Here is a 26,495-nt window from a genome sequence, read left to right as displayed (position 1 = left end):
TCCTCCTAAAAAATATATATATTTACATTTTACATTATATGTAATATTATGTAAACATAAATTTTGAAGGAGGAATTAAATATGAAGAAATTCAAACTATTAACCTATTTGTTTATTGCATCCTTAATTATTATGCCTAGTAACTTGGTTAAGGCTGCTGAATCAATTCCTACTAATGAAGATATTTCAAATACTGAAGATGATACACTTGATCTTAGACTAGATAAAATAGTGGTACATACAGATTATAACACCGATGAAGTAAATGTAGTAAGACAAGCTACAATAGACGGTGTTACTACAGTTGAAATTGTGGACAAGAATACAAATGCATTAATAGAAACACTTACGGAATACGTAGAAGGTAGTACACAGAACCAGCTTTTAAGAGCAAGTGGTGTAAATTCTAATATTGTTGTTAAACGTGACCAATACAAGGGACCATTCGTACTTTCTTTTGTTATGCATCTTAATGTATATCAAAGTGGTTCATTCAGACAGATTAACTCAGTATTATCAAAAAATTACTATATTACATCATCTAGTAGTTTTACTTTAGAAAATGTTGATGCATCAGTATATGCCTCATCTTTTCCAACTACAGAAGTAAAATATTCTGGAAGTGGTGTCTTAACTGGAGAAGTTTATTTTGAAGCTGGACATTCTACGAGTAATGAAGGTGGATTTACTATAGGTGAACTCATAAGTGCTGGTTTTACAGTTAGTGAAGAGTCGTCTTCAGTATTTGGAATAAATTATTATGTAAGAGGATTTGTAAGTATATCTGGAACATATAGTGTTTATTAAGTTTAAAAAAAGGAAGGGGGTGTTGCAAAATGACTTTTTTAGTCATGGAGCAACGCTCCCTTGTTCTTTTCAGATATTTAATATTAATTTTATTACATAATCTAATTATACCACTAGCAGGTGCTTCGGCACCTGCTTTTTACTTTTTTACGCAAAAAGAGCCATTGCTCCATAGCTGATTTTACTCAACTATTTTGCAACAGCCCCTTCCTTTTCCTTTTGGCATCTAATGAATTTTCTTTCATTCTTTTCTACCAGTGTGTTTCTAGCATCCTAGTTATATACTTTTTTGTTTTTGAAGTCAATCAATTAAACCAAATAATTACAATAATACTATTGATAATTATATCACTGTGGTATATTATAGACTATATCACAGTGATATAAGGAGGGAGAATATGAAACTATTATTTGTTAATGCAAACTTAAACGGACATATTAACCCAACGCTTGGAATGGTTAAAGCGCTTACACAAAGAGGAAACCAGGTTGACTATTTTTGTTCTGCATCATTTTCAGAACAAGTGAATCAGATGGGAGCTAGAAGGATTGGATATAGTAACGACTTGGATATATTTTTTAAGAATTATCGTCCCACAGATAGGCATCCGTTTTACATGTTGCTAGAATATATTCTTCTATACGATGAGGTAGTGTTACCAGAAATCATGGATATTGTAGATCATGAGCAGTATGATATGATTATATGTGACTCAATCTTTGGAGGCGGTTGCTTCTTGAAACAGATGACAACAGTCCCAATTGTTTGCTCACATTCTTCTTTTGCTATGAGTAAAGCACCAATACCCGAGAGGATGTTTGCAAGAGGGTTTCATCCACAATTAGATCATTGTTATGAAATTGTAGCGCGAATTTGTGAAAAATATAATATACAACAACCATCATTAGAGCAAGTTTTCACAAGTAAAGGAGATTTGAATATTGTATACACTACTCGTGAATTTAATGGAGATGAGGGGGTAAATGAACCGGAATATATATTTGCAGGTCCATCAATCAATCGCCAGTTGGAAGAGTCTGATTTGGATTTATCAATATTAGATGACAAAAAACTGATCTACATATCATTGGGAAGCATTAATACAGACTTTTTGTATTTTTATAAAATGTGTATTGCTACATTTTGTGATACCAATTACTATGTGTGTATGTCAATTGGTAAGAAGATTAATCAAGCTGAACTCGGGGAAGTACCGTCTAATTTTATGGTGAATCGTTTCCTTCCACAGTTGGAAATCTTAAAGAAAGCCGATGTATTTATTACACATGCAGGTTTTAATAGTGTGAATGAAGCACTATATTATGGGGTTCCTATGTTGGCTTTACCACAAGTCAATGACCAACATATGGTGTCGAAACGTCTTGTCGCAATGCAACTTGGAATCACAGAAGATATTAAGGTACTGACGCCGGAATTGCTGAGAGATAAAGTAGAAGCACTTATATCTGATAAGAAAATAAAAGAAAATTGTATGCAGATTTCATTACAGATGAAAAATGCTGTTAAGACGGAGCAAGTGGTATTGAGATTGGAAGAATATATTAACTGAAACTTCGCAGTTCAATTTCAGTCCTGAAAGGTTATCCTAAGGCATTTTTCTGATGAAAGCCAGAAAACTCGACATAAGAAAAATAGGCACAAAATGAAATGACTTTTTGGCTCTTGTATCATAAAATAGGAGAAAATAAGAATGGCATTAACAAATAAATCAATGTATGCAATATTAGGTATATTGAATATATCACCAAGTACAGGCTATGATATAAAAAAGTATAGCGACAAGGTTTTATCTGGTTTTTGGAATGAGAATTTTGGACACATCTATCCAACATTGAAGAGGTTGTTGAAAGAGGAAATGATTGAAATCATTTCAACCGAAAAGGATAAAAAGGTGTTGTACGGGATTACTGAAAAAGGGAAAGAGGAACTCAAGACATGGCTCATAGCAGATACCGTGCAGCAACCAGTACGTTCAGAGTTTATGTTGAAATTATTGTTTTCAAGTAATCAACCAGTGGAAAAGATAATACAAATGATGAAAAACTATAAAGAAATCTATGTAGAGAATAGAATGAAATATCTCAAAATGCAAGCGGAGTTGGAACAAGGAATTAAAGAAGTAGCAGAGGAGAGGTGTTTTTTTCTTAATGCTGTACTAAGAAGAGGAATTCTATCGAGTGAGGCTGTTATTCAGTGGTGTGATGAGACGATAGAAGAATTGGAGATGTAGGTATGAAATTAGGTGATTTTTTAAAGGATAAACTGTTTGTACTATTGTTACAATTAGCGGGAATGCTTGCTTTGACTTGTTTCCTTCGACTGGTGGGGAATTCCTATGGTGTAATCTTTCTAATTTTGACAGCTTGGGTCATTGGCAATGTATTCGTTTATGGCGTAACGTATATACAGAGAAAGAAGTATTTTCAGGAGATTACACAATTACTCGATGAATTAGATAAACGGTATCTGATTGGGGAAGTAATGCCAAAATCCTATCGTATCGAGGATCAATTGTATCGACAAATCATTAAAAAATCCAACAAAGATGTTATTGAGAAGATTAACGAATTAAATGATGCCAAACAGGATTATAAGGAATATATCGAAGGCTGGGTACATGAGGTGAAGACGCCACTGGCTTATCTAACGTTATATGGAGCAAATCATAAGGAACAGTGGAACCAGACGGTAACAGCTGAATTGAATAAAATTGATACATACATCGACATGGTGCTCTATTATGCCAGACTGGATTCCGTTTACAAAGACTATCTTATTCAGAAGATGGATCTGGCGGAGGTGGTGAAGGACACCATCAGCAAGAACAAACCGTATCTGCGACAAAATCAAGTGCGCTTATCCATTGCATTTGAGGAAACGATTGTATCCAGTGATGCCAAATGGATTGCATTCATATTAAACCAAATCATTCGAAATGCCGTTCAATACAGGAGAAAAGAAGGGGCGGCTATTCTGTTTTCTACAGAAGAGAGAAAAGATTGCGTTGTGTTGACGATTGAAGATAATGGAGTGGGAATTAAGGAAGAAGAGTTAGGAAGAATCTTTGATAAAGGCTTTACAGGAAGCAATGGAAGAAAAGATCAGTCGAAAGCGACAGGAATTGGCTTATATCTATGTCAGAAATTAAGCGAACGAATCGGGATTAGGCTGCAGGTAGAGTCAAAAGAAGGAGAATATACGAGAATCCATATGCTTTTTCCAAGGTCTAGCCTTTTTGAGTAAGGAACAAGTTATCTTTCAAAACTGTAAGATAACTGTAAAGGTAACTCATACCATGATGTTCAATAATTCGTTATACTGTTAACAAGAAATCCAAAGAAAAGAGAAACAGCGAATACAGGATTCATGAAGGAGACAGAAACGGTTACTTGTTACGATAAAACGGTAATTAGAAGAGAGGTATGATTATGAGTGAATTTATTAGAATTTGTGATGTAGAGAAATATTATGGACAGAGTAATGCGGTTACAAAAGCAGTAAATCGGGTTAGTTTTACGGTAAATCAAGGGGAGTTCATAGGAATCATGGGTGCGTCAGGCTCAGGTAAAAGTACACTGTTGAATATGATTTCAACAATTGATACGGTAACTGCAGGACACATTTACTTTGAAGAGACGGATATTACAGAGATGAACGATGACCAATTGTCTGATTTCCGTATGAACAACCTGGGTTTTGTCTTCCAGGACTTCAATCTGTTGGATACGCTAACAATGGAGGAGAATATTACCCTTGCCATGTCGCTTCATAAAGAGTGGAGCGGTAAGAAGAATGAGATTGGAAAACGCTGTACGGAGATGATGAAGACGCTTGGAATCGAAGAGATTGCAGGTAAATTCCCTTATCAGGTATCCGGAGGACAGAAGCAGCGATGTGCCTGTGCCAGAGCATTAGTTAATGATCCAAAACTAATCTTAGCGGATGAACCAACTGGAGCATTGGATTCAAAATCTTCTCGTATGTTACTGGATACGTTTCAGAAGATGAACGATCAACTACATGCGACGATTTTAATGGTAACCCATGATGCATTTTCAGCAAGTTATTGTAAACGAATTCTGTTTCTAAAAGATGGAGAAATCTTTCATGAGATGATTCGTGGAACAAAAAGCAGAAAAGAGTTTTTGGGAGAAATCTTAGATGTGCTATCCCTTACAGGAGGTGACACTTCTGATGTTGAGTAAATTATCATTACGAAATGCAAAACGTTCTATGAGAGATTATCTGGTGTATCTGCTTACAATGATTATGGTAACAGCACTGATGTTCAGTTTTAATAGTATGATATTCTCAAAAGATGTAAGGAATATGTGTTCTCAGGTAATGATTCTCGCATGTATGCTAGGACTTGCAACATTTTTTATCATAATTATCATTGCTTGGCTTATCAATTATATGATTCGGTTTATGATGGAGAGGCGAAGCAAAGAGTTCGGTACGTATCTTTTGCTTGGAATGAAGAAAAAGACTATTTCAAAAGTGTATTTTCGAGAGAATATAATTTTAAGTATTGTTGCATTTGCATTTGGAATTGTAGTAGGGCTAGGGTTAGAACAATTTATCATGACAATCTTTTTCAAGATAATGGGCAGTAGTTATCATATTCACGTAGAGGTAAGTGTATGGGGGCTATGCATGACCTTTCTCTGCTATAGTGTATGTTTTCTGTTAGCATTACTACGAAGTCGGAAAAAGATTAAGAAGATGAATATCGCGGATTTTATGAAAGCAGAGAAGGAAAACCAATCAGTAGAAGAGAAGCATATGGGCTGGACTAGATGGTTACTGTGGCTATCAATCCTTTATTTCATACTATTTTATCGATATGTTTTCTTTGGAACCTATACACCATTGGGGTGGATCTCACGAATTGCAGGTTATGTAATCGCCATATATGGAACATATGTAGGTGTTGCTTCTTGGGTTTCCTGGTATGTGACCAAGAAGGGAAAGGGAATGTATCGTGGGACGAATGTCTTCTTATTACGTCAATTTTCTTCTAAGATAAAAACGATGCAGTTTACCATGGGAACCTTGAGTGTTTTGTTCTCTGTAGCATTGTTTGGATGTACATTTGCAATGATGTTCCATGATTATCAGAGAAAACAATTACCAGTCAAATTCCCATTTGACATCATTATACATAGTGAGGAAACAGACGAAGAGTTTTTAGAAGAACAGGAAACCATTGAGGAATGGGGATCAATACAGACAAAATTGGTTTATCGGGTTTATTCCAATGGAACAACGAAGATGAATGAGGATCTGCTAAGCCTAACCAATGTTCATGGAGAAGCATATTATCCATATGATACGTATATGGGAATATCTGATTTTAATACGTTGCGGCAAATGATTGATCTAGCGCCAATTTCCTTGCAGGATGATGAATATGCAGTCGCCATAAAAAAGGGAATATATAATCGGTTAAATCAAGAACAAAAGGAAAAGGAACTAGTATGTGGCAACAAAACGTTGCATCTAAGTGCCTACTATACAGAAGAATTCTCTTTAGATGGACAAAATGGAGCAGACTATGTGATTGTTGTACCAGATGATCGAATCAAACAAATGACACCAATGTATAGCCAAATGGCAGTGAAACTTGAACAAGAGGCAGAATATGGACTTCAAGAAGCATTACTTGCCGTTCGAAAAGAGAAGATTATAAAAAAAGAAGATGCAAAAAATGACACACTTGAAACTGCAAAAGATAAGGAAGAGGATGAGGAAGAGAGGGACTATGATACGTTCGAGTACGGGTATGGATCAAGCCAGGTGATGGTATATGTAAGTAATTGTATCGTTAAGAAAGATGTCATGATCGACATGCGATTTGTAATGTCTGCTTGTACCTTCCCTCTTATGTATATTGGATTTGTGTTCTTATGTGTAGCGTTGACTATTCTAGCGGTACAGCAATTAAGCGACTCCACCAAATACAAGTTCCGTTATGGTGTTTTAAGCAAGTTAGGATTGAATAAAAGACAGATTAATCAATGTGTATTTCGACAACTATTGCTGTATTACCTATGTCCAATCCTTATTTCTATTATAACAAGCTGTGGAATTGCACTATTTGCCAGTAAGAAATTCATCTTTTATACAGGTGTGGAGACATCAACGCTCCTGTATTATGGTGTAGCACTTGGCGTATTTGGTGGTTTTTATATCATTTACTTCCTTGCAACATATATTGGATTCAAACGAAACCTTTTCCTGAATTAGTGGATAGGACTAGACAACCCACCCAAGAAACGCTAAAATGGTAGCATTAAAAAACATGTATGAAATAGGGACATAGGTGTGGGTATGGAGAAAGTAAAAGAAATAACTGTCAGATTAGTAAAGGTTGTGTTGAGCAGAATATTTATCGTGGGTGTAATCTTAGCTTTACAAGTAGGTTGGATGATCCTATTTCTTGTAAAGCTAAGTGAATACTCTGCCATGATTTCGGCTTTATTCAATATCATTAGTGCTTTAGCAGTGCTGTATATTATTAATAAACAGGATAACCCCGCTTATAAGTTAGCGTGGGTTGTACCTATTCTATTATTCCCATTGCTTGGGGGACTCTTATATGCTTCTATGGGAAACAAGCAGCCGTCTAGAAGATTACGTGCTAAACTTGATGCAGAGTACAACAAAATGAATCCCAGTCTCGAGCAATCGGCAGAAGTATTGGAAGAATTGGAGAAATCCAATAAACAGGTTGCCCTGCAGTCCAGATACATTCATAAGGTAACCAATTTTCCAATCTATAAGAACACCACAGCCAAGTATTATAAATCAGGAGAAGATAATTATCCTGATATGCTACAGGAATTACGGAAAGCAAAACATTATATCTTTTTAGAATATTTCATTATTGACGAAGGAAAGATGTGGGATCAGATTCTTGAAATTTTAGTAGAAAAAGTAAAGCAGGGTGTGGAAGTTCGCTTAATCTATGATGATTTTGGATGTCTTCGAACACTACCTTATCCGTATTATCAAAAAATGGAGCGTCTAGGGATTAAGTGTTTTGCGTTCAATCCTTATATTCCAATCTTCTCTGTTGTTATGAACCATCGTGACCATAGAAAAATCCTTGTTATTGATGGACATACTGCTTTCACGGGTGGAATTAATCTGGCAGATGAATACATCAATCATATTGAACGATTCGGTTACTGGAAAGATGCTGGTATTATGCTAAAAGGGGAAGCAGTATGGAATTTTACCGTCATGTTCCTTCAGATGTGGAATGCCATGCGTCCAACGGATGAGGATATCTCTGTATTCAAACCACATATTCACTTCGATGAGGTATTTGAGTCTGATGGGTATGTACAACCATATGGAGATACCCCATTGGATCAGGAGGTCGTGGGTGAGAATGTATACCTAAACCTGATCAATGGAGCAACTCGCTACATTTACATGTATACGCCATATCTGATCATCGATAATGAAATGATGACAGCACTTTGTCTGGCTGCAAAGAAAGGGGTAGATGTTCGAATCGTTACTCCTGGAATTCCGGATAAGAAGTATGTCTTCTGGTTAACCCAATCCTACTATTCCCAACTGGTTCAAAATGGAGTGAAGATCTACGAGTATCAACCAGGTTTTATTCATGCCAAATGCTTCGTCTGTGATGATGAAGTAGCGACCGTAGGAACTATCAATATGGATTATCGGAGCTTGTACCTTCATTTTGAATGTGGTGTATTCTTATACCAGTCGAATGTTGTTAAACAAGTAAAAGAAGATGCAATGGAAGTCTTTTCGGTTAGTAAACGAATTACAGAGAAGGATTGCCATCGAAGATTGCCGATGCGACTCATTCAGGCAATATTGCGGTTATTTGCACCACTGATGTAAGACATATGGATTTACTTTGGAGATACAGTGCGTTTCTCATATAGAATGACACTGCCATTGGAAGCAGTTCCTATTTGTTGATAGCCCAGTTTTTCATAGAGATGTCGGTTTCGGAAGCAGAAGGTGGGTGTGGACAACTGCCAAACCGGATTCTCTGGAAACTGTTCCTCTATAAGATGCAGGGCAGCTGTGCCATATCCTTTGTTTTGGTATGCAGGCAGGATGCAGAAATCTTCAAGAGTAAGAGAACTCGCTTCCTCTTGGTGTAACCAAAAGATGCCGATGGGCTTGTCCTGCAATAGGAGTAGGTAACAATCATAATTCTCGAATAAACGAAGCGCTTCTGCTTCATCTGGAATACATAATCCTGTATACCAAGTACCGTAATACCAATCAGGAATTTGGTCTGGTACGGGAATGGATTTGCTGCGGTCGTCATCATAGGCCGCAGCTTTTATAGTTGCAAAGAGAAGACTGTCTTTGCTTTCTGCTTTTCGTAGGGAAAGCAGGTCTGTTGTTTCTACATTTCTCATAGTGGTTTTTCCTTTCTTGTATGTAACTCAAAATTGCATGTTTTGAACGAGTATCGTAATCATACCAACGACTCATATCACTCTGTAGTATAGATAAAAAAACGCGAAAAAAGTAGACTGTAAATCCATGAAATGGTAAACTATACTTAGATTGCATGAAAAATATATTTTACGGATTCGAATTGCGAAGTTGGAATTGGCTAGGGTTAGTCAGAAAGCAAAACCTTCTCGATTTTCCCAATGTACATATAATGAAAATCGTTTTCTGGGAAACCCTTTTCTGGAACGGAGGCATCCAGAAACCCTTCGCCAGTAAGCTGTTGTACATATACTTTCTTACAGACGAAAACCGTGTTCGCTTCCTCAAAGTAAGGGGTATCGATCGTGTGTTGAAGGGTTAGATTGGACTTCTTAATCTTGTCTTCGTCTCTTCCTGATACTTTACCAAAATAGGCTAGAATATCGTGGTAAGACGGAGAAAAGAAATTAAGGGAAAAGGTATCGGATTGTTGAATCAATTCCTGCGTATACCGTTGAGGTCGAACGAAGATAAAAGCCACAGGACCATAAGGATAGAGGACACCAATACCACCACAGGAGGCTGTCATGGCATTGGCTTTTTGACCAGCCTCAGTGGCAATAAGTGCCCAGTCTTTTTCAAACATAGGGAAGATACTCTGATTAAAATCATTCGCTTGTATTTCTTTAAAATTTTTCATAGTGTGTTCTCCTTTTCTTGATAAATGTGGCATCCCAATCGAATTTACTTTTTGATACTTTATTCTAGGCAAGTAGCGTAAATGCGAGGGGATTGCAAATGCTTTGTTTGATTCTTACATCATCATTATAATAAACAATCTGATAATGAAAAGTATGCACTTTAAAGTAAGATACTTACGGGGAGGTGAGTATTGCCATGGAGGAAGAAATTAAAATTAATTCAAAACCATTTGAATATACCCTTTCGTTGTTCAATGGAAAATGGAAGATGACCATTCTATATTGGTTGAGTCATTATCCACAAATCCGATATGGACAATTAAAAAGAGAAATCAAAGGAATAACACATAAGATGCTGTCACAACAGCTCAAAGAATTAGAACAAGATGGGATTATTGTTAGAAAAGAGTATGGGGAAGTACCACCACGTGTGGAATATACACTTTCTGATCGGGGCAAGACACTAATGCCAATCTTACATGAGATGTGTCGCTGGGGACATGAAAATATGCCAGAAAATAAAGATGAATTGTCCAATTAGATACAGACAACGAGATCCAATACATAAGAGTAACACGTCTTTTGTCATAAGAGAAAAGGCGTGTTTTTCTATATTACGATATACTCTATGAAGTTGTTGGTGCGTTGGTTCTGTAGTTTAGAGTTGGCTTTTGATACCTTGGCTAGATTGTCATAATTTCGTCATACTTTTAGCAAGCTTACGTAAGAGCTGTATGTTACCATTGTATGTAGAAAGAGCAAAGAGTATAGAAAGGATTGGTTTCATGTGGTTTAAAAAGTTACGATATCGAAAACGACAATACATAATGATTGGTAGTATTCTTCTGTTCACTGCAACAATTTTAACAATGTGTGTTGGCTTTGTTGGTGAGCTAGGAGCGTATAGCAAAACATGCTATACACGGAAAACTTGTCCAGACGTATATCTTTATACAGCGGGGAAATATGACTTGGAACAGGAAGTGGAACAAGAAGTGGCGCAGAATATAGAGAAAATCCACCAAGTGGATTGCACGATTTTGCAAGTTCCCATGAAAAGTAATGATAGGAATATTATGGTTAACACCAATTACCTGACTTCCGGTGAACAGTTTATGAAATTTGTTGATGCGGGGTATGTCACAATTGATAGCGGCAAGTCTGCCTATCCCAAAGAAGGAGAAGTATGGATCAGTAAAGCGCAGGCAAATCCAAACAGTATAGAAGTAGGGGATACCATTCAATTTGGATTTGATACAGTAGAAGAACTTACGGTATCTGCTATTTATAATGGTTCCTTTTATACAAAAGGGAAAGGAATCACGATTGTAAATGAAAGCTTTTTCAAGAAACATCAAATTGTAATGGACCGTTCTATTGATGCGGTAAATCTAAAAAACGCAACGAAAGAATATAGTAAGGAATTTAAAGAAGCAACGGGAGTTATTGGACAGGCCTACACAAGAGCGGAATTAATGAGCGAAGGAAGCAGCGGATCCTCTGTGATTGGTAAGGTAGGGATTATTGCTTCTGGTATAGTATTTATCTTAGCGTTGGCTGTCATTGGTTACTTTATTCGAACGACAATTATGAAAGAATACAAAAATATAGGAATCTACAAAAGTCTTGGTTATGAAACCAAGGAAGTTGTTAGTTTATATAAAAAAGGATATCTATTTGTTAGTGCCATTGCACTTCTCTTAGGAAGCTTGATTGCGTTACCATTGATCAAAATGGTTTGTTTGGCTGCAACAACGTATTTACCAGGGTTTGAGCTATCCCGTATAAGCGTAATCAGTGTGATTGTAATACCAATTATACTAGAAGGTATTTTATGGGTAAGTTTGAAAATTGTGTTCAAAAGATTGAATGAGATTACACCTGTTGAGGCAATTAAGGATGGGAATACAGCGAGTACCGACCAGATTAAAAAATCGGTTATTACCAATGCCAAATCTTCGTTTGCAATGGCAATCAATCATATGTTTCAATATAAAAAACAAAGTATAACGATTATTGCAGTTATGACATTTGCAATTACTATGTCATTCTTGTTTATCATGACGTATTATTCTTGCGATAATATGGATACAAACTGTAATGGTTGGTTTTCCATACCAAAGGGCGATTGTTATGTGGTAGGAAATATTGATGAGACGGTAATTGATTATCTAAAGCAGAATCAGGAGGTTAAACAGTTTGTCTATGGTTCGATTCTTCATACGCAGGTTGATGAGTTTATGGGTACCCATGATATTATAGGCTGCAAATTAATCATTTTAAATAATACGGCAGAGCAAATAACAAATATCAAACCTCTTCAAGGGCGTCTTCCGAGCGCAAAGGATGAAATTGCTTTATCGATTGTTTCAGCCAAGCAACAGAATCTAGAGATTGGAGATTACCTTACAATAACATTAAATAATATAGAAAAAGAATATTTGTTAACGGGATATTTTGGCACGATGGATGATGAGAATGAGGGTAGTATTAGTGGAATGTTAACATCGGAGGCAATGGAAGAGTGTTTTCCTACATATAGAGCAACATTAGCGGTGATTACCCTAAAGAAGGGCGTGGATATGCAAGCATTCCGTAATCGTATGGAACAGGAAGTACAAGGGGTGAGTGTGGATCAAGTATACATGGCACTTTCAACATCAATTAGTTCCATTGAAGACATGTTACGAAATATTTGTCGAATTCTAATTATAATATTCCTATTGTTTGGATTCGTTATTATCCTTAATGTATTGCTTATGCAGACGACAAATTGCCAAAGACAGTATGGGATTTTGAAAGCACTTGGATTTACTACGGGATATATTATACGGCAAAACTTATGGGAATATGGAATCTTAATGACGATTAGTACAGCAATAGCCACGATCTTGCATAACCTGTTTAGTACAGCGTTACTTAATATGGTATTACAGATTAATGGAGCGAGAAACTATACACCATATACCGTTACGCTAGCGTTAGGTGGATTGGGCATGGTATGTGTGGTTACAATTTTGTTATCATTACCAATTAAGAAGATTGCACCAAAGAATTTGATGGAGGAGTAAACGATATGAAAAAATGTATTATTCAAACAAAGGATCTTTGTAAATCCTATATTAATGGAAAATCAGGTAATCATGTTTTGAAAAATATAAGTGTTACATTCTATGAAGGCGATTTTACAATTATAATGGGATCGTCGGGAAGTGGGAAATCTACATTGCTATATTCTATTAGTACAATGGATAAGCCAACTGGCGGTAGTGTGAATCTGCTAGGACAAGATATTACGAAAATCGGAGAACAGGAAGCGGCAAGGATTCGTAATAAAGAGATTTCCATGGTGTTCCAAAGTATTAATCTTCTTCCGGATTTAACAGCAAAAGAAAATGTAGCATATCCAGGATACCGCGTAGGGAAAAAACAAGAGATTAATGAAAAGGTGGATGAACTATTTGCATCATTTGGGTTAACGGATCAAAGCAATAAACACCCAGCAGAGATGTCAGGGGGACAACAACAACGTGTTGCAATAGCCAGAGCATTGGTTACGTCTCCGAAGATCCTTTTTGCAGATGAACCGACGGGGGCATTGAACTCCTCTTCCTCAGAACAGGTTTTGGATCTCATGACAGAGATTAATGAGCAAGGACAGTCAATAATTATGGTGACCCATGATATTAAAGCTTGTGCAAGAGGAAATCGCCTTCTTTTCTTATCCGATGGACACATAACAGGGGATATCACATTGGGAAAATATAATCCAGAAGAAAAAAAGGAGAGAGAAGAGACAATCTTTCAATTCCTAAAGGAGCATAATTGGTAAACATGCTGATTGGAGAAAATAAAAATAAACGGTGTTCGGATGGAACGATTCTATCTGTTAGGGGAGATTTATGCTATACTAGCAATATAGTTGCAACAACTTATCGTATTTAGCAGCGAGAAGAATGTCATAATCCATTGGTAGGATTATGGTGAGGAAGAACAGCTCATATAGGGGGGATTCGATGGCAGATAAGATATTACTAGTTGAAGATGATCAAGACCTTTCAGAACTAATGAAACTATTCCTTGAAAATGAAGGATATGAGGTAATTATTATACACTCTGGTATGGAAGCGATGGAAGCAGCAAAAACGGAAAAACCAATTCTTGTTATACTGGATCTTATGCTTCCAGGTGTGAATGGCATTCATGTATGTCAAAATATTCGTACCTATTCGTTTATACCAATTATCGTAATTTCTGCAAAGAAATCAGATAGTGACAAGTTAATCTCATTGGGAATGGGTGCAGATGACTATCTTACAAAACCATTTTCTATGGTGGAACTGGTTGCGCGGGTTAAATCACAAATTCGAAGATATACGACATTTACAAATGGAGGAGAGAAGGAAAAAAGCCAAAATCCGATTCGTGTATTCGGAGACCTTGTGATAAATATAGATGAGTTTTCAGTTACCATGAATGGGAAGGAGCTTTCTTTAACCGTAAAGGAATTTAAGTTAGTCGATTATTTTACAAGAAATGCGAATAAAGCCCTAACAAAAGAACAGATTATGGAGAGTGTGTGGGGAACGAATGAGTTCCTTGAAGAGAATACCATAGCAGTACATATTGGAAGATTGCGTGAGAAGTTAGCAAAAGAGGGTGTATATTGCATTAAGACAGTCTGGGGGGTCGGATATAAGTGGGATATGGAACGAACAAATCTTTCATAAGAAGGCATAGAGATTGTAGGGCAATTGACCAAATCTTATATAAAAAGGGACTGGGAGTATTATTTATAAGTATACTTTTGATTTTATCCAGTATTCTTGCAACCAAATACCTTTACAAAAGGAAGGTAGCAGGAGAGGTTAAGGTTGATTTGGCTTTAGCAGTGCAAGCAGCAGAAAAACAGGAGTATCAAGTATTAAAAGAATATGCATGTGCGATTATTGACACAAAAGGCAAGGTACAATTTTCTACCTTGCCTGATTTTGTTGTAGATCAACAGATCAATCTTCATCGGTTAGCAATATTACAGAAAAAGGAAGATATGAGTACGTATGTGTATTCCTCTCCGATTATATGTGATACAGTGCAAAGCGGTACGTTACTTATAGAATTACAGTGTGACAAGTTGACATATGATCCGTTAGGACTTCTTTTTGTAGGAATAGCGATTGGATTATTTGGTATATTCCTTGTACAGATGCTAAAGATATATAAAATACTGCGAGGAGATATCTTTCAACCAATCTATGAACTAGATTTTATTACGAATAAAATTGCGCATGGAGATTATGATACGAAGATAACATATCAAGCAAACACAAGCATTGGGGTATTGTGTCAACAGTTAGAATTAATGCGGGAAGAATTAAAACTAGGGAGAGAACGGGAATGTAGTTTAAGAGAAAAAGAAAAATTGATAACGGCAAGTTTATCACATGATTTAAAAACACCAGTAGCTACAATCTTTGGTGCAGCAGAGGCCATTAATAAGGGAGTAGTAAAAGAGAAAGAAATGCTCGAACATATATCGACAATTATAATGAATAAAGCGAATTTCCTGACAAAGATGATTAACGATATATTGGATTCAGTATCCGTTGAACTTGATGAACAATCCTTTGCTATGGAAGAGACCTACATAAAAGAATATATGGAGACCATATTGGTTGAATTAAGAGAGGATGTGGAAACTGCAGGAAGAACACTAGAAGTAGGAACAATTCCAGAAATGCTGCTGATGATATCTAGGGAACGAATGCAGCAGGTTATGCAGAATCTTGTAGGGAATGCAATTAAATACACAAATGAAAATGGAGTGATCCATATTCGGTTTCGTACAACGAATGATTATTTTATTGTGCAAGTAGAAGATGATGGACAAGGAATTGCAGCATGTGATATCCCATTTATATTTGATAAGTTTTATCGGGGAGAAGAAGCTAGAACCCAAAAAGAGACATCTGGTTCTGGACTAGGACTGTATATTGTTAAAAGTGTAATCAATAGACATGGAGGAATGGTGGAATGTGACAGTGTATTAGGGAAAGGAACAACAATACAATTTACCTTACCAAAGATAATTACATGAGATCTAATTCTTGAGGTAAGAAGTATGAATACATGAAAAAAAATCTTGACAAATACTATATGAACCAATATACTTTGATTATCAAAGTAATTTGTAAAAAAAGTTTTGACTTAATAGAGGGATACTGGCATAATGAGTATGTATCGTATCATGGTGTATCTATTAAGGAATGGCAGAAAGGCATGGTACATGACATGGAGATGAGATTTGTCAGTACAGGAAGTTACCTACCAGAACAAGTAGTAGATAATGATTTCTTGTCTCGTATCGTTGATACAAGCGATGAATGGATAAGTAGCCGAACCGGGATCAGACAACGAAGAGTTGTTACTGCAGGGGAAGGAACCGCATGTATGGCAGCAAAGGCAGCAACAAAAGCAATAACAAGAGCTGGTATTGATCCACAGGATATTGATCTTATACTTGTGGCAACAATGTCACCGGATAACTATCTGCCGAATACGGCTTGTGAAGTGCAGGCTGAAATAGGAGCAGTGAATGCTGTTTGTTATGATCTGAGTGCAGCATGTACAGGATTTATCTATGCGTTAAATACGGCATATGCATTTATCAAAGCGGGAATCTACAAAACTGTGTTGATCATAGGATCAGAGGTACTATCTAAGATGCTAGATTGGAATGATCGGTCCACGTGTGTTCTTTTCGGAGACGGAGCTGGAGCAGCGATTGTTCAGGCGACGGACATTGGTCTATTTGAGTCTATTTTGGGTTCAGATGGAAAACGAAAAGATGCGTTAACATGTGCTAGTCGATACATAGTAAATCCATTGGTCTCGAAAGCAATATCACTATCTGACAAGGAATCTTTGGACTATGTGAGGATGGAAGGTCAAGAAGTATTTAAGTTTGTTGTCAAGACGATACCAGGGACGATACAACAAGTAATAGAAAAGGCTGGATGTACGAAAGAAGAGATTCGTTATTATGTATTACATCAAGCGAATCAACGAATACTGGAGTCAGTTGCAAAGAAACTGAAGGAACCAATAGAGAAGTTCCCAATGAATCTAGATAAGTATGGGAATACATCTTCAGCAAGTATACCAATATTACTTGATAAGATGAATAAGAAAAACAAGTTGAATCGAGGCGACAAGATTATCTTGTCGGGATTTGGTGGTGGACTCACATGGGGAACCACATTAATTGAATGGTAGTTTAGGAGGAATTAGAGATGAATTTAGAAGAATTAAAAGAATTAGTTGCAGATCAATTAAACGTAGGTGTAGAAGAATTAAAAGATGAAACAAGTTTCATTGATGATTTAGGTGCAGATTCCTTAGATTTATTCGAACTTGCTATGGCAATGGAAGAAAAATTCGACATTGAAATCCCAAGTGAAGATTTACCACAAATCAAAACGGTTGGTGATGCAGCAAAATATATCGAAGCAAAATTAGCATAAGAACAAGAAATAGAATATAGGAACAAACTGCCCTATGGTCAGAGTAAGGGAATACAAATGAAAACTTATTCTGCTAATTAGGGCATTTTTATAAGAAAACAAGAAAGGATATGTAGGTGTTTGTATGAGTAAGACAGCATTTCTTTTTCCAGGCCAGGGTGCACAATATGTGGGAATGGCAAAAGATTTTTATGAACAGATAGAAGAAAGTAAAGATATATTTGAACGTGCGAATCAAGTATTAGACTTTGATGTAATCAAGATGTGTTTTGAAGAAAATGAGGAACTTAATCTGACAGAATATACGCAAGCAGCAATGCTTACTGCCTGTGTAAGTATATTACAAGCGGTTAAGAAAAAGGGAATCAAAGCAGAGATCACGGCAGGTCTTTCACTCGGTGAGTATGCAGCATTAGTTGCTGGAGATGTACTTTCTTTCGAGGATGCCGTTAAACTGGTACGAAAAAGAGGAATCTACATGTCAAGTGAAGTGCCAAGCGGAGAAGGAACGATGGCTGCAATCTTAGGACTTGATGCAGAAACCATAGAAAAAGTCTGTAAGGAAGTGGAAGCGCAGACAAAGCAGTGTGTACAACCGGCAAATTACAATTGTCCAGGACAGATTGTTATATCAGGAAAGAAAGAAGCCGTTTTAGAGGCATGTGACCGTCTAAAAGAAGCAGGTGCAAAGCGAGCGCTAGAACTAAAGGTAAGTGGACCATTTCATTCCGCATTGTTACATGGAGCAGGTGAAAAGTTAGGAAATGAACTGAAGAATGTCAAGGTTAATCCAATGACCATTCCATATATGTGTAATGTGAAAGCAGAAGTTGTAACAGATGTTGCAGAGACCAAGGAATTACTAGAAAAGCAGGTGTATTCTCCTGTACGTTGGCAACAGACAATGGAACGCATGATCGCGGATGGTGTTACAACATTTGTTGAGATTGGACCAGGTAAGACATTAAGTGGATTTTTAAAGAAGATTGATAAAACCGTTACGGTTATTAATATAGAAAAATTAGAAGATCTGGAGAAATTGGAGGACATCGTATGCTAGAAGGGAAAGTAGCATTGGTTACAGGTGCAAGCAGAGGAATTGGACGAGCAATTGCAGAAGAATTGGCAGCACAAGGTGCTTATGTGATTATTAACTACAGCGGCAATGAAGCAGCAGCAAAAGAAGTACTTACCAGTATAACAGATACAGGAAAACAAGCGAAGATCTATCAATGCAATGTTGGACAATACGAAGAAGTAAAAAAAATGATTGATTATATCGTGAAAGAACATAAGACTATCGATATCCTAGTGAATAATGCAGGTATTACAAGAGATAACCTATTGTTAAAAATGTCAGAACAAGAATTTGATGACGTGATTACTACGAATCTAAAGGGAGCATTTAATACCATCAAACATGCATCCCGATATATGTTAAAGCAACGTAGTGGCAAGATCATCAACATCTCTTCTGTTTCTGGTATTGTTGGAAATGCTGGACAGACCAACTACAGTGCAGCCAAAGCGGGTATTATCGGGATGACAAAAGCTGTTGCTAAGGAACTTGCCTCAAGAAATATTACGGCAAATGCAGTTGCTCCAGGGTTTATCCAAACAGATATGACAGATCTGCTATCTGATGCGGTAAAAGAGAAGGTTGCAGAGACAATTCCTCTTAAAAAGATGGGGCAGCCTAGAGATATTGCGAAGATGGTGTCTTATTTGGCATCAAGCCAAGCAGATTATATTACCGGTCAGGTATTTCAAGTTGATGGTGGAATTGCAATATAGGGGTTTGACTAATCACACAAGTCTATAAAAATCAAGGAATACAAAAATTATGGGAAGTGTTTGGAGGCAATCTCGAAAACATGGAACAGTTAATAATCTTGAATAAAAAGAAAGGTTGTCACATTCTGTATAAGATGTTGTGACCATATCGTTAGCCGATATGAAGAAGGAATAATATGAAGAAAAGAGTTGTTGTTACAGGTATGGGTGCTGTTACCCCAATTGGTAATTCGGTAGAAGAATTCTGGGCGAATATTAAAGCAGGTACAGTAGGAATTGATGATATCACAAAGTTTGATACAGAGAATTATAAAGTAAAACTTGCAGCGGAATTAAAGAACTTTGATCCTACTCTTTATATGGATCGTAAGGAAGCAAGAAGAATGGATCCTTTCTGTCAATATGCCATCGCTGCTTCTGTTGAAGCAATGAAGGACAGTGGGTTGGAAGTGACAGAAGAGAATGCAGAACGGATTGGTGTCATCATTGGTTCTGGTATTGGTGGAATTGGTACGATTGAAACTGAGAATAAGAAGTTATTAGAAAAAGGACCAGGTAGAGTTTCTCCACTTATGATCCCTATGGCAATTGGCAACATGGCAGCTGGTAATGTTGCAATTCGCTTTGGTCTTAAAGGAAAATGTACAAGTGTAGTAACGGCATGTGCTACAGGTACACATTCCATTGGAGATGCATTCCGTACCATTCAATATGGAGAAGCAGATGCAATGTTAGCTGGTGGATGTGAAGCTGCAATTACCCCACTTGGTGTTGCTGGATTTATGAACCTTACTGCATTAAGCGAAGCAACGGATAAAACACGCGCTTCCATCCCATTTGATGGAGAGAGAAGTGGTTTCGTTATGGGAGAAGGTGCTGGCGTTGTTATGCTTGAAGAATTAGAGCATGCCAAAGCAAGAGGTGCGAAGATCTATGCAGAATTAGTAGGTTATGGTTCTAGTTGTGATGCATTCCACATTACTTCCCCAGCAGAAGATGGAAGTGGTGCTGCAAAAGCAATGACAGATGCTATCAAAGATGCAGGAATTCAAAAAGAAGACGTTGATTACATCAATGCACATGGTACTAGTACAAAGTACAATGACTTATTCGAGACAAGAGCAATCAAATTAGCATTGGGTGACAGTGCTAAGAATGTTGCAATTAATTCTACAAAGTCTATGATTGGTCATCTACTAGGTGCAGCAGGTGGAGTTGAATTCATTACCTGTGTGAAAACCATTGATGATTCTTACGTACATGAAACAGTTGGTTACAAGGTAGCTGATCCAGAATGTGATCTTGATTATGTTACTGGAAAAGGTAGAGAGATGGAAGTAAATTATGCATTATCCAATTCCCTTGGGTTTGGCGGACATAATGCTAGTATAATAGTTAAAAAATATAAGGACTAACGAGAGGATCAGTTAACGGCATAAGCCGTTTGGTTGGTACATCGTAAGAAGAAGGGAGCTTCAAAATGCTAGGAATTAACGAAATTAAAAAGATCATACCACATAGATTCCCAATGCTATTATTGGATCGTGTTGAGAATTTGGTTCCAGGAGTTGAGGCAGTAGCATATAAAGCAGTATCTTATAATGAACCATTTTTTCAAGGACATTATCCGGAAAAACCAGTTATGCCAGGTGTGTTGATCATTGAGGCGCTTGCACAGACTGGAGCAGTTGCAATATTAAGCTGCGAAAAGTATGCAGGAAAACTTGTTTATTTTGGAGGAATAACAAAAGCGAGATTCAGAAAACCAGTAGAACCAGGTTGTATCTTGAAGTTATTTACGAAGATCACGAAGGTAAAAGGACCGGTTGGTGTTGGTGAAGCAAAAGCTTACGTAGAAGATGAGCTTGTAGCAGAAGGAGAACTTACCTTCTTCTTGCAGTAGTTTTTATGGTTAGGGTGTCAAAAGCCAAGTTTTGTTAAAGGCTTTTGGCACCCTAATTAGTTTATAATTTATACACTCTCATTAAGCATATTGTATATTATAGAAAAAAACCAATCCTGTCCTACTCGGTGACAGGATTGGTTTTTTGATCCAAACGAATAATGCTATATGTATAGTGACCCCAAGCGAATACGTATAGTAGAACATGCCATTTGTCCAACCCTCCATTACTGAATAAGTAAGAACCATACGTGATCAGACTGAGTAATATGGATAAGGCTGCATATTTGATATAGTGCTTGTTAATAAAACATAGAATAAGTAATACAAGATCAAGCGCATAGGTGTAGCGTTCGTGCATAGCCGGTAAGAATGGAAGACATGTCCATAGGAACCAACAAGCAGTATTCAGATATTCCTCCATGGTTGCAAGCTTCTTCTTGTTTTCTAGAATTGTATAGAGACCTAGACCACATAAGATGATTGTTATAATGATGGAACCTGTATGTAAGGTGTCATAGTTATCGCCTACTAAAACCCAAAAGCTAGATACATTTAGCCACATGTTGTGATACGTATCGGCTTGCTCTTGATATATTCGAAATGCATCTAAGATATTTCGGCCATTCATATAAGCGATTATTCCAGAAAACCAAAAACTGAATAGAGAAAGTCCGAATAAAAGAATGCTGAATTTCTTCTTATAGATGTAATAGCAAAGAAGAAAAGGTAACAGAAAAATTGTCTGTAATTTGAATGCCAAACCCAAACCGAAAAATAAAAAAGCAAGGGTGAACTTTTCTTTATATAGATAGAGTAAGGTCAATATAAGAAATGCCGTATAGATGCTATCACATTGCCCCCAATAAGAAGAATTTAATACAACCGTTGGAAGAAAAAGAACCACGGTATAGGCAACATTAAATTCAAAACGAAAAGATTTTTTTTCTTTATATGTTGCAATAAAAGAGCCTATAGATAGTGCCAAAACGTAATCAAAAAGAATGGATAACATTTTATAAAGATATACACAATTAATTTTCAAATATGTCATAAATGAAATGAGGGTTTGATATAAGAGATTATAATTTCCTATGCGTGTGTCTAGGCTTGATAGACCCCCACTTTCCTTGATGTTATTATACCATGGAATTAGAAAAACGGACATATCATTCGACATAAAATCAAATCCTACAATTCGTATTACCAAAGCAAGAACGCTAATAATATAGAAATATAAAATGTGACGTTTTTCTTCAACTACACCTAGAATAGTTTTTTCAATATTATTCATAATACCTCCTTTGCGACGTAGATGATTTCCTGTTAGCAGGTTATTCTTTTTTTGTTCGTTCACTTATTATGTAACGTGGTCGAGCTTTTACTTCCATGTAAATCTTGCCGATATATTCACCAATTACGCCCAGACATACCAATTGTATGCCACCAATAAAGCAGATAATACAGGTAGTACTTGCCCAACCAGTGATTGCATGACCAGTTAATTGAGATATTACAGCCCAGATTGCACCAAGAAAGCTTAGAAAGGATACGAGAATGCCAAGTCCCATGATCAAACGAAGAGGTTTTATACTTAGACTTGTAATTCCGTCAAATGCTAAGGATACCATTTTGCGTAAGGGATAATGGCTTTCTCCAGCCATTCGTTCATGACGTTCATAATATACACTTGTACTTTTAAAACCAACCAAAGGAACCATTCCTCGCAAGAATAGGTTTACTTCTTTGAAATCTGCAAGTTCTTGCAATACACGGCTGGAGAGAAGACGATAATCTGCATGGTTATATACGACTTCTGCACCCATAGCATTTAGGAACTTGTAGAAAGATTGGGCCGTGAATTTCTTGAAGAAAGTATCCGTATCTCGCTTACTACGTACTCCATATACCACTTCGCACCCATCAAGATAAGCATCCACCATTGCTTCCATAGCAGATATATCATCTTGTCCATCACAATCAATGGAAATGGTAATGTCACAATGGTCTTTGGCTTCCATTAATCCAGCCAATACTGCATTTTGGTGTCCGCGATTCCTACTCTGGCGGATTCCTATGTAATGTTCGTCCTTTTTGGCAAGTTCCATAATGATGTTCCAAGTGGTATCTTTGCTTCCATCATCAATGAACAGAATTCTACTTTGCTCATCAATCTTTTCCTTACTTATAAGGGTATGTATTTGATCTAAGAATAACCCAGAGGTAATTGGTAAGACGCTTTCCTCATTGTAACAAGGAATGATAATGTATAGTATGGGCTTCATGTGGGTGCTCCTCTCAAGAATAAGTGAATAGGTGATTAGTACGAAGTTTGAGTTAATTTACAAAATTAGCCTCTGCTTATTTTACAATAAATTCATATGCTTTGCAAGAATACGGCAGACGAGCTATGACAGTTTTGTAATAAATATAGCGATTCTATTACACGTGGTATAGCTTTTACTGTGTGATGATTGAGTTTGAAGGATATATGTAATACAATTAGTATAGAATTGGAGGAATCAAAATGAATGGGAAAAGACAGCAAGAAGTTCAAAAAAAGAGTAGGAAGATAGGAAAATATGCCGTGCTACTTCTACTCTGTGTGATTGTTGGAAGTGTCATTTATGGTGCATATCGAATTAATCACAGTTATCAACCAAATGCTCTAGCAGAGGAAGCATTGTTAAATGGTAGTACAGTAGAGGTGATCAAAGGGGAAAATATTGCATTTGTACCGAAAGTGGAAGCAACGAAAGGGTTTATCTTCTATCCAGGTGGTTTAGTGGAACCAGAAGCATATGCTCCGTTGTGTCGTGGAATTGCAGAACAAGGGTATCTGGTAGTAATCGTACCAATGAAATGGAATCTGGCAATTCTCTCACCTAATCGAGCAAATAGCGTGGTGAAGGAGTATCCAGACATCAAAACATGGGCAATCGGTGGACACTCACTTGGAGGGGTAATGGCAAGTTCCTATGCAGGAAAACATGACACGATTGCTGGTGTTGTATTCTATGCCGCATATCCAAAATCAGATGAACTAGTAGACAAAGAGTGTAAGGTGTTGAGCATATATGGAAGTAAGGATGGCGTAGCAGATCAGAAGAAGATAAAAAGCGCAAAACTTCCAAAGGATGCTACATTCATAGAGATTGAAGGGGGAAATCACAGCTATTTTGGAAGTTATGGTTTGCAAAAAGGAGATAAGGAAGCAGAGATAGCACCACAGCAGCAGACAGAACAAGCGGTATCGGCGACGGTGGAGTTCCTTGAGATGTTGCCGTAGGAAGTTACCGGTTTTTCGGTCCATTTTGTCAATATTATTAGCTTCTAAAACGATAGCGGTATTATATAATAGTCCGGCTTTATCATATTCATTTAGTTCGGAAGTATAATGAGTAACTCAAAATTCGCAGTTCAATTGCTGAAAATGCCTTAGGATAACCCTTCAGGGCAGCAATTGAACTGCGAAGTTTTAGATACCCTGCTGTAAGCAGGTTTTAATATCATCCTCAGGATTGCTGATCATGTGCAGATCAAAGGTATCTACTAAATATTGCAAAACATTAGGACTGAAAAAGGCAGGTAATGTTGGTCCAAGATAGATATTTTTAATACCAAGTGATAATAATGCAAGTAGATCGGCAACGGCTTTTTGCTCATACCAGGAAATAATAAGGGATAGTGGCAATGCATTTACATCGGTTTGGAATGCGTCAGCAAGTGTAACAGCAATTCGTATGGCAGAATATACGTCATTACATTGTCCGATATCAAGTAAACGAGGGAGACCAGCAACTTCTCCAAAATCTAACTTGTTAAAGCGGTATTTACCACAAGCTAACGTCATGATAATACAGTCTTGTGGCACTAGTTTCGCAAACTCTGTATAATAGTTACGACCCGGTCTGGCGCCATCACAGCCGCCAATTAAGAAGAAGTGACGAATCTGTCCATCTTTTACTGCTTGTACAATTTGATCTGTGTGACTTAGTGTAGCATGATGACCAAAGCCCACAAGAATTTCATGAGGTTCCTGGTCTTCTGAAAATCCACCTAATTCCAATGCTTTTTCAATAATTGGTGAGAAATCTTTATACCCATTTTCATCTTTTGGAATGTATTGAACGCCATCCCATCCTACTACATTGGTGCTATAGATACGATCCTTGTAGGATTCACGAGGTTTCATCAGACAATTTGTGGTCATAAGAATACAGCCTGGAATCTTATCAAATTCGGATTGCTGATCCTGCCATGCGCCACCGAAGTTACCAATAAGATGAGGGTATTCTTTTAATTTTGGATATCCATGGCATGGAATCATCTCACCATGTGTATAGATATTGATACCCTTATCCTTTGTCTGTTCCAAAAGCATAGATAAATCCTTTAGGTCATGACCGGATACAATGATAAATGGGCCTTTTTTTATGTGTACATCTACCGTATGAGGGAAAGGATTCTCGTACGTTGAGGTATTGGCATCATCCAATACTTTCATTACTTCGATGGCATTCTCACCTGTTCGTAAGGTTAACTGTATGAGTTCCTCTACAGTTTTCTCGTCATCTGTTATTTCTTCTAAGGCAAGAATGTAAAAGTCATCTACTTGATCACTATAATACCCTAATTCTCTTGCCTGGTGTCCATAAGCGCTGATTCCTTTTAATCCATAAAGAACAGTTTGACGTAAGGAACGTATGTCAGGGTCTAGTGATTGGTCAAACATAATTCCTGCTATATTGGCATCTTTCAACATTTCTGATTTGGTTTCAGGCAAATTGTAAGTTACATGTGCGGTAGTTGATCCAATCTCACCAATTTTTTGGCGGTAGTATTCCTTTATTTTTTGGGATTCTTTTAGTAAAGCTACGTGAACCTGGGCATCGAAGTTTACATTCGTCAATGTGGTGAATAGGCAATTCTCAATAAAAGAGACAACGTCCTTCTCCACATGATCGCCCTGATCAATTACTTTTTTTGCATAACAGCTGATTCCTTTGAGCTGGAAGATTAAAAGATCCTGTAGGTTTGCAATCTCAGGGGTCTTTCCACAAACACCCATTTTCGTACAACCTTTGCCGCCAGCCGTCTGTTCACACTGATAGCAGAACATTGCATAATTTAAATCCATATTATTTCCCATATTACTTCCTTCTTTCTAGAGTGTAAGGTGATAATGACTTTTGATCATTACACATGCACCAATAGTTCATTACTTTGCAACTTATGCAAGCACAATAGGAAATGACATTTCGGTCTTTCCATCATCATAGTATGGTGCCATAGACCGTTAATTA

The 26,495-nt window shown here is 37.1% G+C and carries 24 protein-coding genes; 19 read left to right on the top strand and 5 right to left on the bottom strand.

The genetic code is table 11. The features are described from left to right. Window positions 1-81 precede the first annotated feature (81 nt). The 7 genes from HBB17_RS10980 to cls all read left to right on the top strand — a co-directional run bounded on the left by HBB17_RS10980 (window position 82) and on the right by cls (window position 8,716). Window positions 82-807 carry a hypothetical protein gene (locus HBB17_RS10980; RefSeq protein ID WP_167957543.1) on the top strand — a complete coding sequence of 242 codons (726 nt, stop codon included), beginning with the start codon at window positions 82-84 and terminating at the stop codon, window positions 805-807. A gap of 398 nt (window positions 808-1,205) precedes the next feature. Then, window positions 1,206-2,378, top strand: coding sequence for a macrolide family glycosyltransferase (locus HBB17_RS10975; RefSeq protein WP_167957542.1), 1,173 nt, complete (start codon window positions 1,206-1,208; stop codon window positions 2,376-2,378). Window positions 2,379-2,519: 141 nt separating this feature from the next. After that, entirely contained in the window at window positions 2,520-3,059 is a 540-nt protein-coding gene (locus tag HBB17_RS10970; protein WP_167957541.1) for a PadR family transcriptional regulator, read from the top strand. A gap of 2 nt (window positions 3,060-3,061) precedes the next feature. Further along, a complete protein-coding gene (locus HBB17_RS10965) occupies window positions 3,062-4,072 on the top strand; it encodes a sensor histidine kinase (protein ID WP_167957540.1) in 1,011 nt (336 codons plus the stop codon). 185 nt (window positions 4,073-4,257) lie between these two features. After that, window positions 4,258-5,034: an ABC transporter ATP-binding protein gene (locus HBB17_RS10960; protein ID WP_167957539.1), complete on the top strand. Its 777-nt coding sequence runs from the start codon at window positions 4,258-4,260 to the stop codon at window positions 5,032-5,034. Beyond that, entirely contained in the window at window positions 5,024-7,078 is a 2,055-nt protein-coding gene (locus HBB17_RS10955; protein ID WP_167957538.1) for an ABC transporter permease, read from the top strand. Before HBB17_RS10960 ends, HBB17_RS10955 begins: the two co-directional genes overlap by 11 nt. A gap of 84 nt (window positions 7,079-7,162) precedes the next feature. Then, complete coding sequence (gene cls / locus HBB17_RS10950) at window positions 7,163-8,716, top strand: cardiolipin synthase (protein ID WP_167957537.1); 1,554 nt, start codon at window positions 7,163-7,165, stop codon at window positions 8,714-8,716. An 11-nt stretch (window positions 8,717-8,727) separates the two neighbouring features. On the opposite strand, the gene HBB17_RS10945 is transcribed toward cls, so the two are convergent. Next, window positions 8,728-9,249, bottom strand: coding sequence for a GNAT family N-acetyltransferase (locus HBB17_RS10945; RefSeq protein ID WP_167957536.1), 522 nt, complete (start codon window positions 9,247-9,249; stop codon window positions 8,728-8,730). A 206-nt stretch (window positions 9,250-9,455) separates the two neighbouring features. Next, a complete protein-coding gene (locus tag HBB17_RS10940; RefSeq protein WP_167957535.1) occupies window positions 9,456-9,968 on the bottom strand; it encodes a flavin reductase family protein in 513 nt (170 codons plus the stop codon). Window positions 9,969-10,165: 197 nt separating this feature from the next. On the opposite strand from HBB17_RS10940, the gene HBB17_RS10935 reads away from it, so the two are divergent. The 11 genes from HBB17_RS10935 (at window position 10,166) to fabZ (ending at window position 21,189) form a co-directional block, all read left to right on the top strand. Continuing rightward, window positions 10,166-10,510 carry a winged helix-turn-helix transcriptional regulator gene (locus HBB17_RS10935; protein ID WP_167957534.1) on the top strand — a complete coding sequence of 115 codons (345 nt, stop codon included), beginning with the start codon at window positions 10,166-10,168 and terminating at the stop codon, window positions 10,508-10,510. 244 nt (window positions 10,511-10,754) lie between these two features. Continuing rightward, a complete protein-coding gene (locus HBB17_RS10930) occupies window positions 10,755-13,040 on the top strand; it encodes an ABC transporter permease (protein ID WP_167957533.1) in 2,286 nt (761 codons plus the stop codon). A gap of 5 nt (window positions 13,041-13,045) precedes the next feature. Next, window positions 13,046-13,801, top strand: a complete 756-nt coding sequence (locus HBB17_RS10925; protein WP_167957532.1) for an ABC transporter ATP-binding protein — start codon at window positions 13,046-13,048, stop codon at window positions 13,799-13,801. 184 nt (window positions 13,802-13,985) lie between these two features. After that, window positions 13,986-14,699, top strand: coding sequence for a response regulator transcription factor (locus HBB17_RS10920; RefSeq protein ID WP_167957531.1), 714 nt, complete (start codon window positions 13,986-13,988; stop codon window positions 14,697-14,699). Beyond that, the gene (locus tag HBB17_RS10915) at window positions 14,669-16,066 is read left to right on the top strand and encodes a sensor histidine kinase (protein WP_167957530.1); all 1,398 of its coding nucleotides are present in this window, start codon (window positions 14,669-14,671) and stop codon (window positions 16,064-16,066) included. The genes HBB17_RS10920 and HBB17_RS10915 overlap by 31 nt, the downstream gene beginning before the upstream one ends. Window positions 16,067-16,260: 194 nt before the next feature. After that, window positions 16,261-17,244, top strand: coding sequence for a beta-ketoacyl-ACP synthase III (locus HBB17_RS10910; RefSeq protein WP_167957607.1), 984 nt, complete (start codon window positions 16,261-16,263; stop codon window positions 17,242-17,244). A gap of 17 nt (window positions 17,245-17,261) precedes the next feature. After that, window positions 17,262-17,492, top strand: a complete 231-nt coding sequence (acpP, locus tag HBB17_RS10905) for an acyl carrier protein (protein WP_167957529.1) — start codon at window positions 17,262-17,264, stop codon at window positions 17,490-17,492. Between the two features lie 124 nt (window positions 17,493-17,616). Continuing rightward, entirely contained in the window at window positions 17,617-18,552 is a 936-nt protein-coding gene (gene fabD, locus HBB17_RS10900) for an ACP S-malonyltransferase (RefSeq protein WP_167957528.1), read from the top strand. Beyond that, window positions 18,546-19,286, top strand: a complete 741-nt coding sequence (fabG, locus tag HBB17_RS10895) for a 3-oxoacyl-[acyl-carrier-protein] reductase (protein ID WP_167957527.1) — start codon at window positions 18,546-18,548, stop codon at window positions 19,284-19,286. Before fabD ends, fabG begins: the two co-directional genes overlap by 7 nt. 176 nt (window positions 19,287-19,462) lie before the next feature. Beyond that, entirely contained in the window at window positions 19,463-20,701 is a 1,239-nt protein-coding gene (fabF, locus tag HBB17_RS10890; RefSeq protein ID WP_167957526.1) for a beta-ketoacyl-ACP synthase II, read from the top strand. Between the two features lie 65 nt (window positions 20,702-20,766). Next, window positions 20,767-21,189, top strand: coding sequence for a 3-hydroxyacyl-ACP dehydratase FabZ (gene fabZ, locus HBB17_RS10885; RefSeq protein WP_167957525.1), 423 nt, complete (start codon window positions 20,767-20,769; stop codon window positions 21,187-21,189). 121 nt (window positions 21,190-21,310) lie between these two features. Here the strand turns inward: fabZ and HBB17_RS10880 are convergent, their stop codons facing one another. Both HBB17_RS10880 and HBB17_RS10875 read right to left on the bottom strand, forming a co-directional pair. Further along, window positions 21,311-22,483, bottom strand: coding sequence for a hypothetical protein (locus HBB17_RS10880; protein ID WP_167957524.1), 1,173 nt, complete (start codon window positions 22,481-22,483; stop codon window positions 21,311-21,313). Window positions 22,484-22,523: 40 nt separating this feature from the next. Beyond that, window positions 22,524-23,474: a glycosyltransferase family 2 protein gene (locus HBB17_RS10875; protein WP_167957523.1), complete on the bottom strand. Its 951-nt coding sequence runs from the start codon at window positions 23,472-23,474 to the stop codon at window positions 22,524-22,526. A 242-nt stretch (window positions 23,475-23,716) separates the two neighbouring features. Here HBB17_RS10875 and HBB17_RS10870 point away from each other — a divergent pair, with 242 nt between their 5' ends. Then, the gene (locus tag HBB17_RS10870; protein WP_167957522.1) at window positions 23,717-24,478 is read left to right on the top strand and encodes an alpha/beta family hydrolase; all 762 of its coding nucleotides are present in this window, start codon (window positions 23,717-23,719) and stop codon (window positions 24,476-24,478) included. Window positions 24,479-24,667: 189 nt separating this feature from the next. Here HBB17_RS10870 and hcp read toward each other — a convergent pair whose 3' ends face one another. Continuing rightward, window positions 24,668-26,341: a hydroxylamine reductase gene (hcp, locus tag HBB17_RS10865; protein WP_167957521.1), complete on the bottom strand. Its 1,674-nt coding sequence runs from the start codon at window positions 26,339-26,341 to the stop codon at window positions 24,668-24,670. Between the last annotated feature and the right edge of the window lie 154 nt (window positions 26,342-26,495).

The organism is Anaerosporobacter faecicola, from assembly GCF_012070565.1.
GTDB classification, from domain to species: domain Bacteria; phylum Bacillota; class Clostridia; order Lachnospirales; family Lachnospiraceae; genus Anaerosporobacter; species Anaerosporobacter faecicola.
The sequence above is the reverse complement of the archived record's forward strand: the minus strand, read 5'-3'. Positions and strand labels throughout refer to the sequence as shown.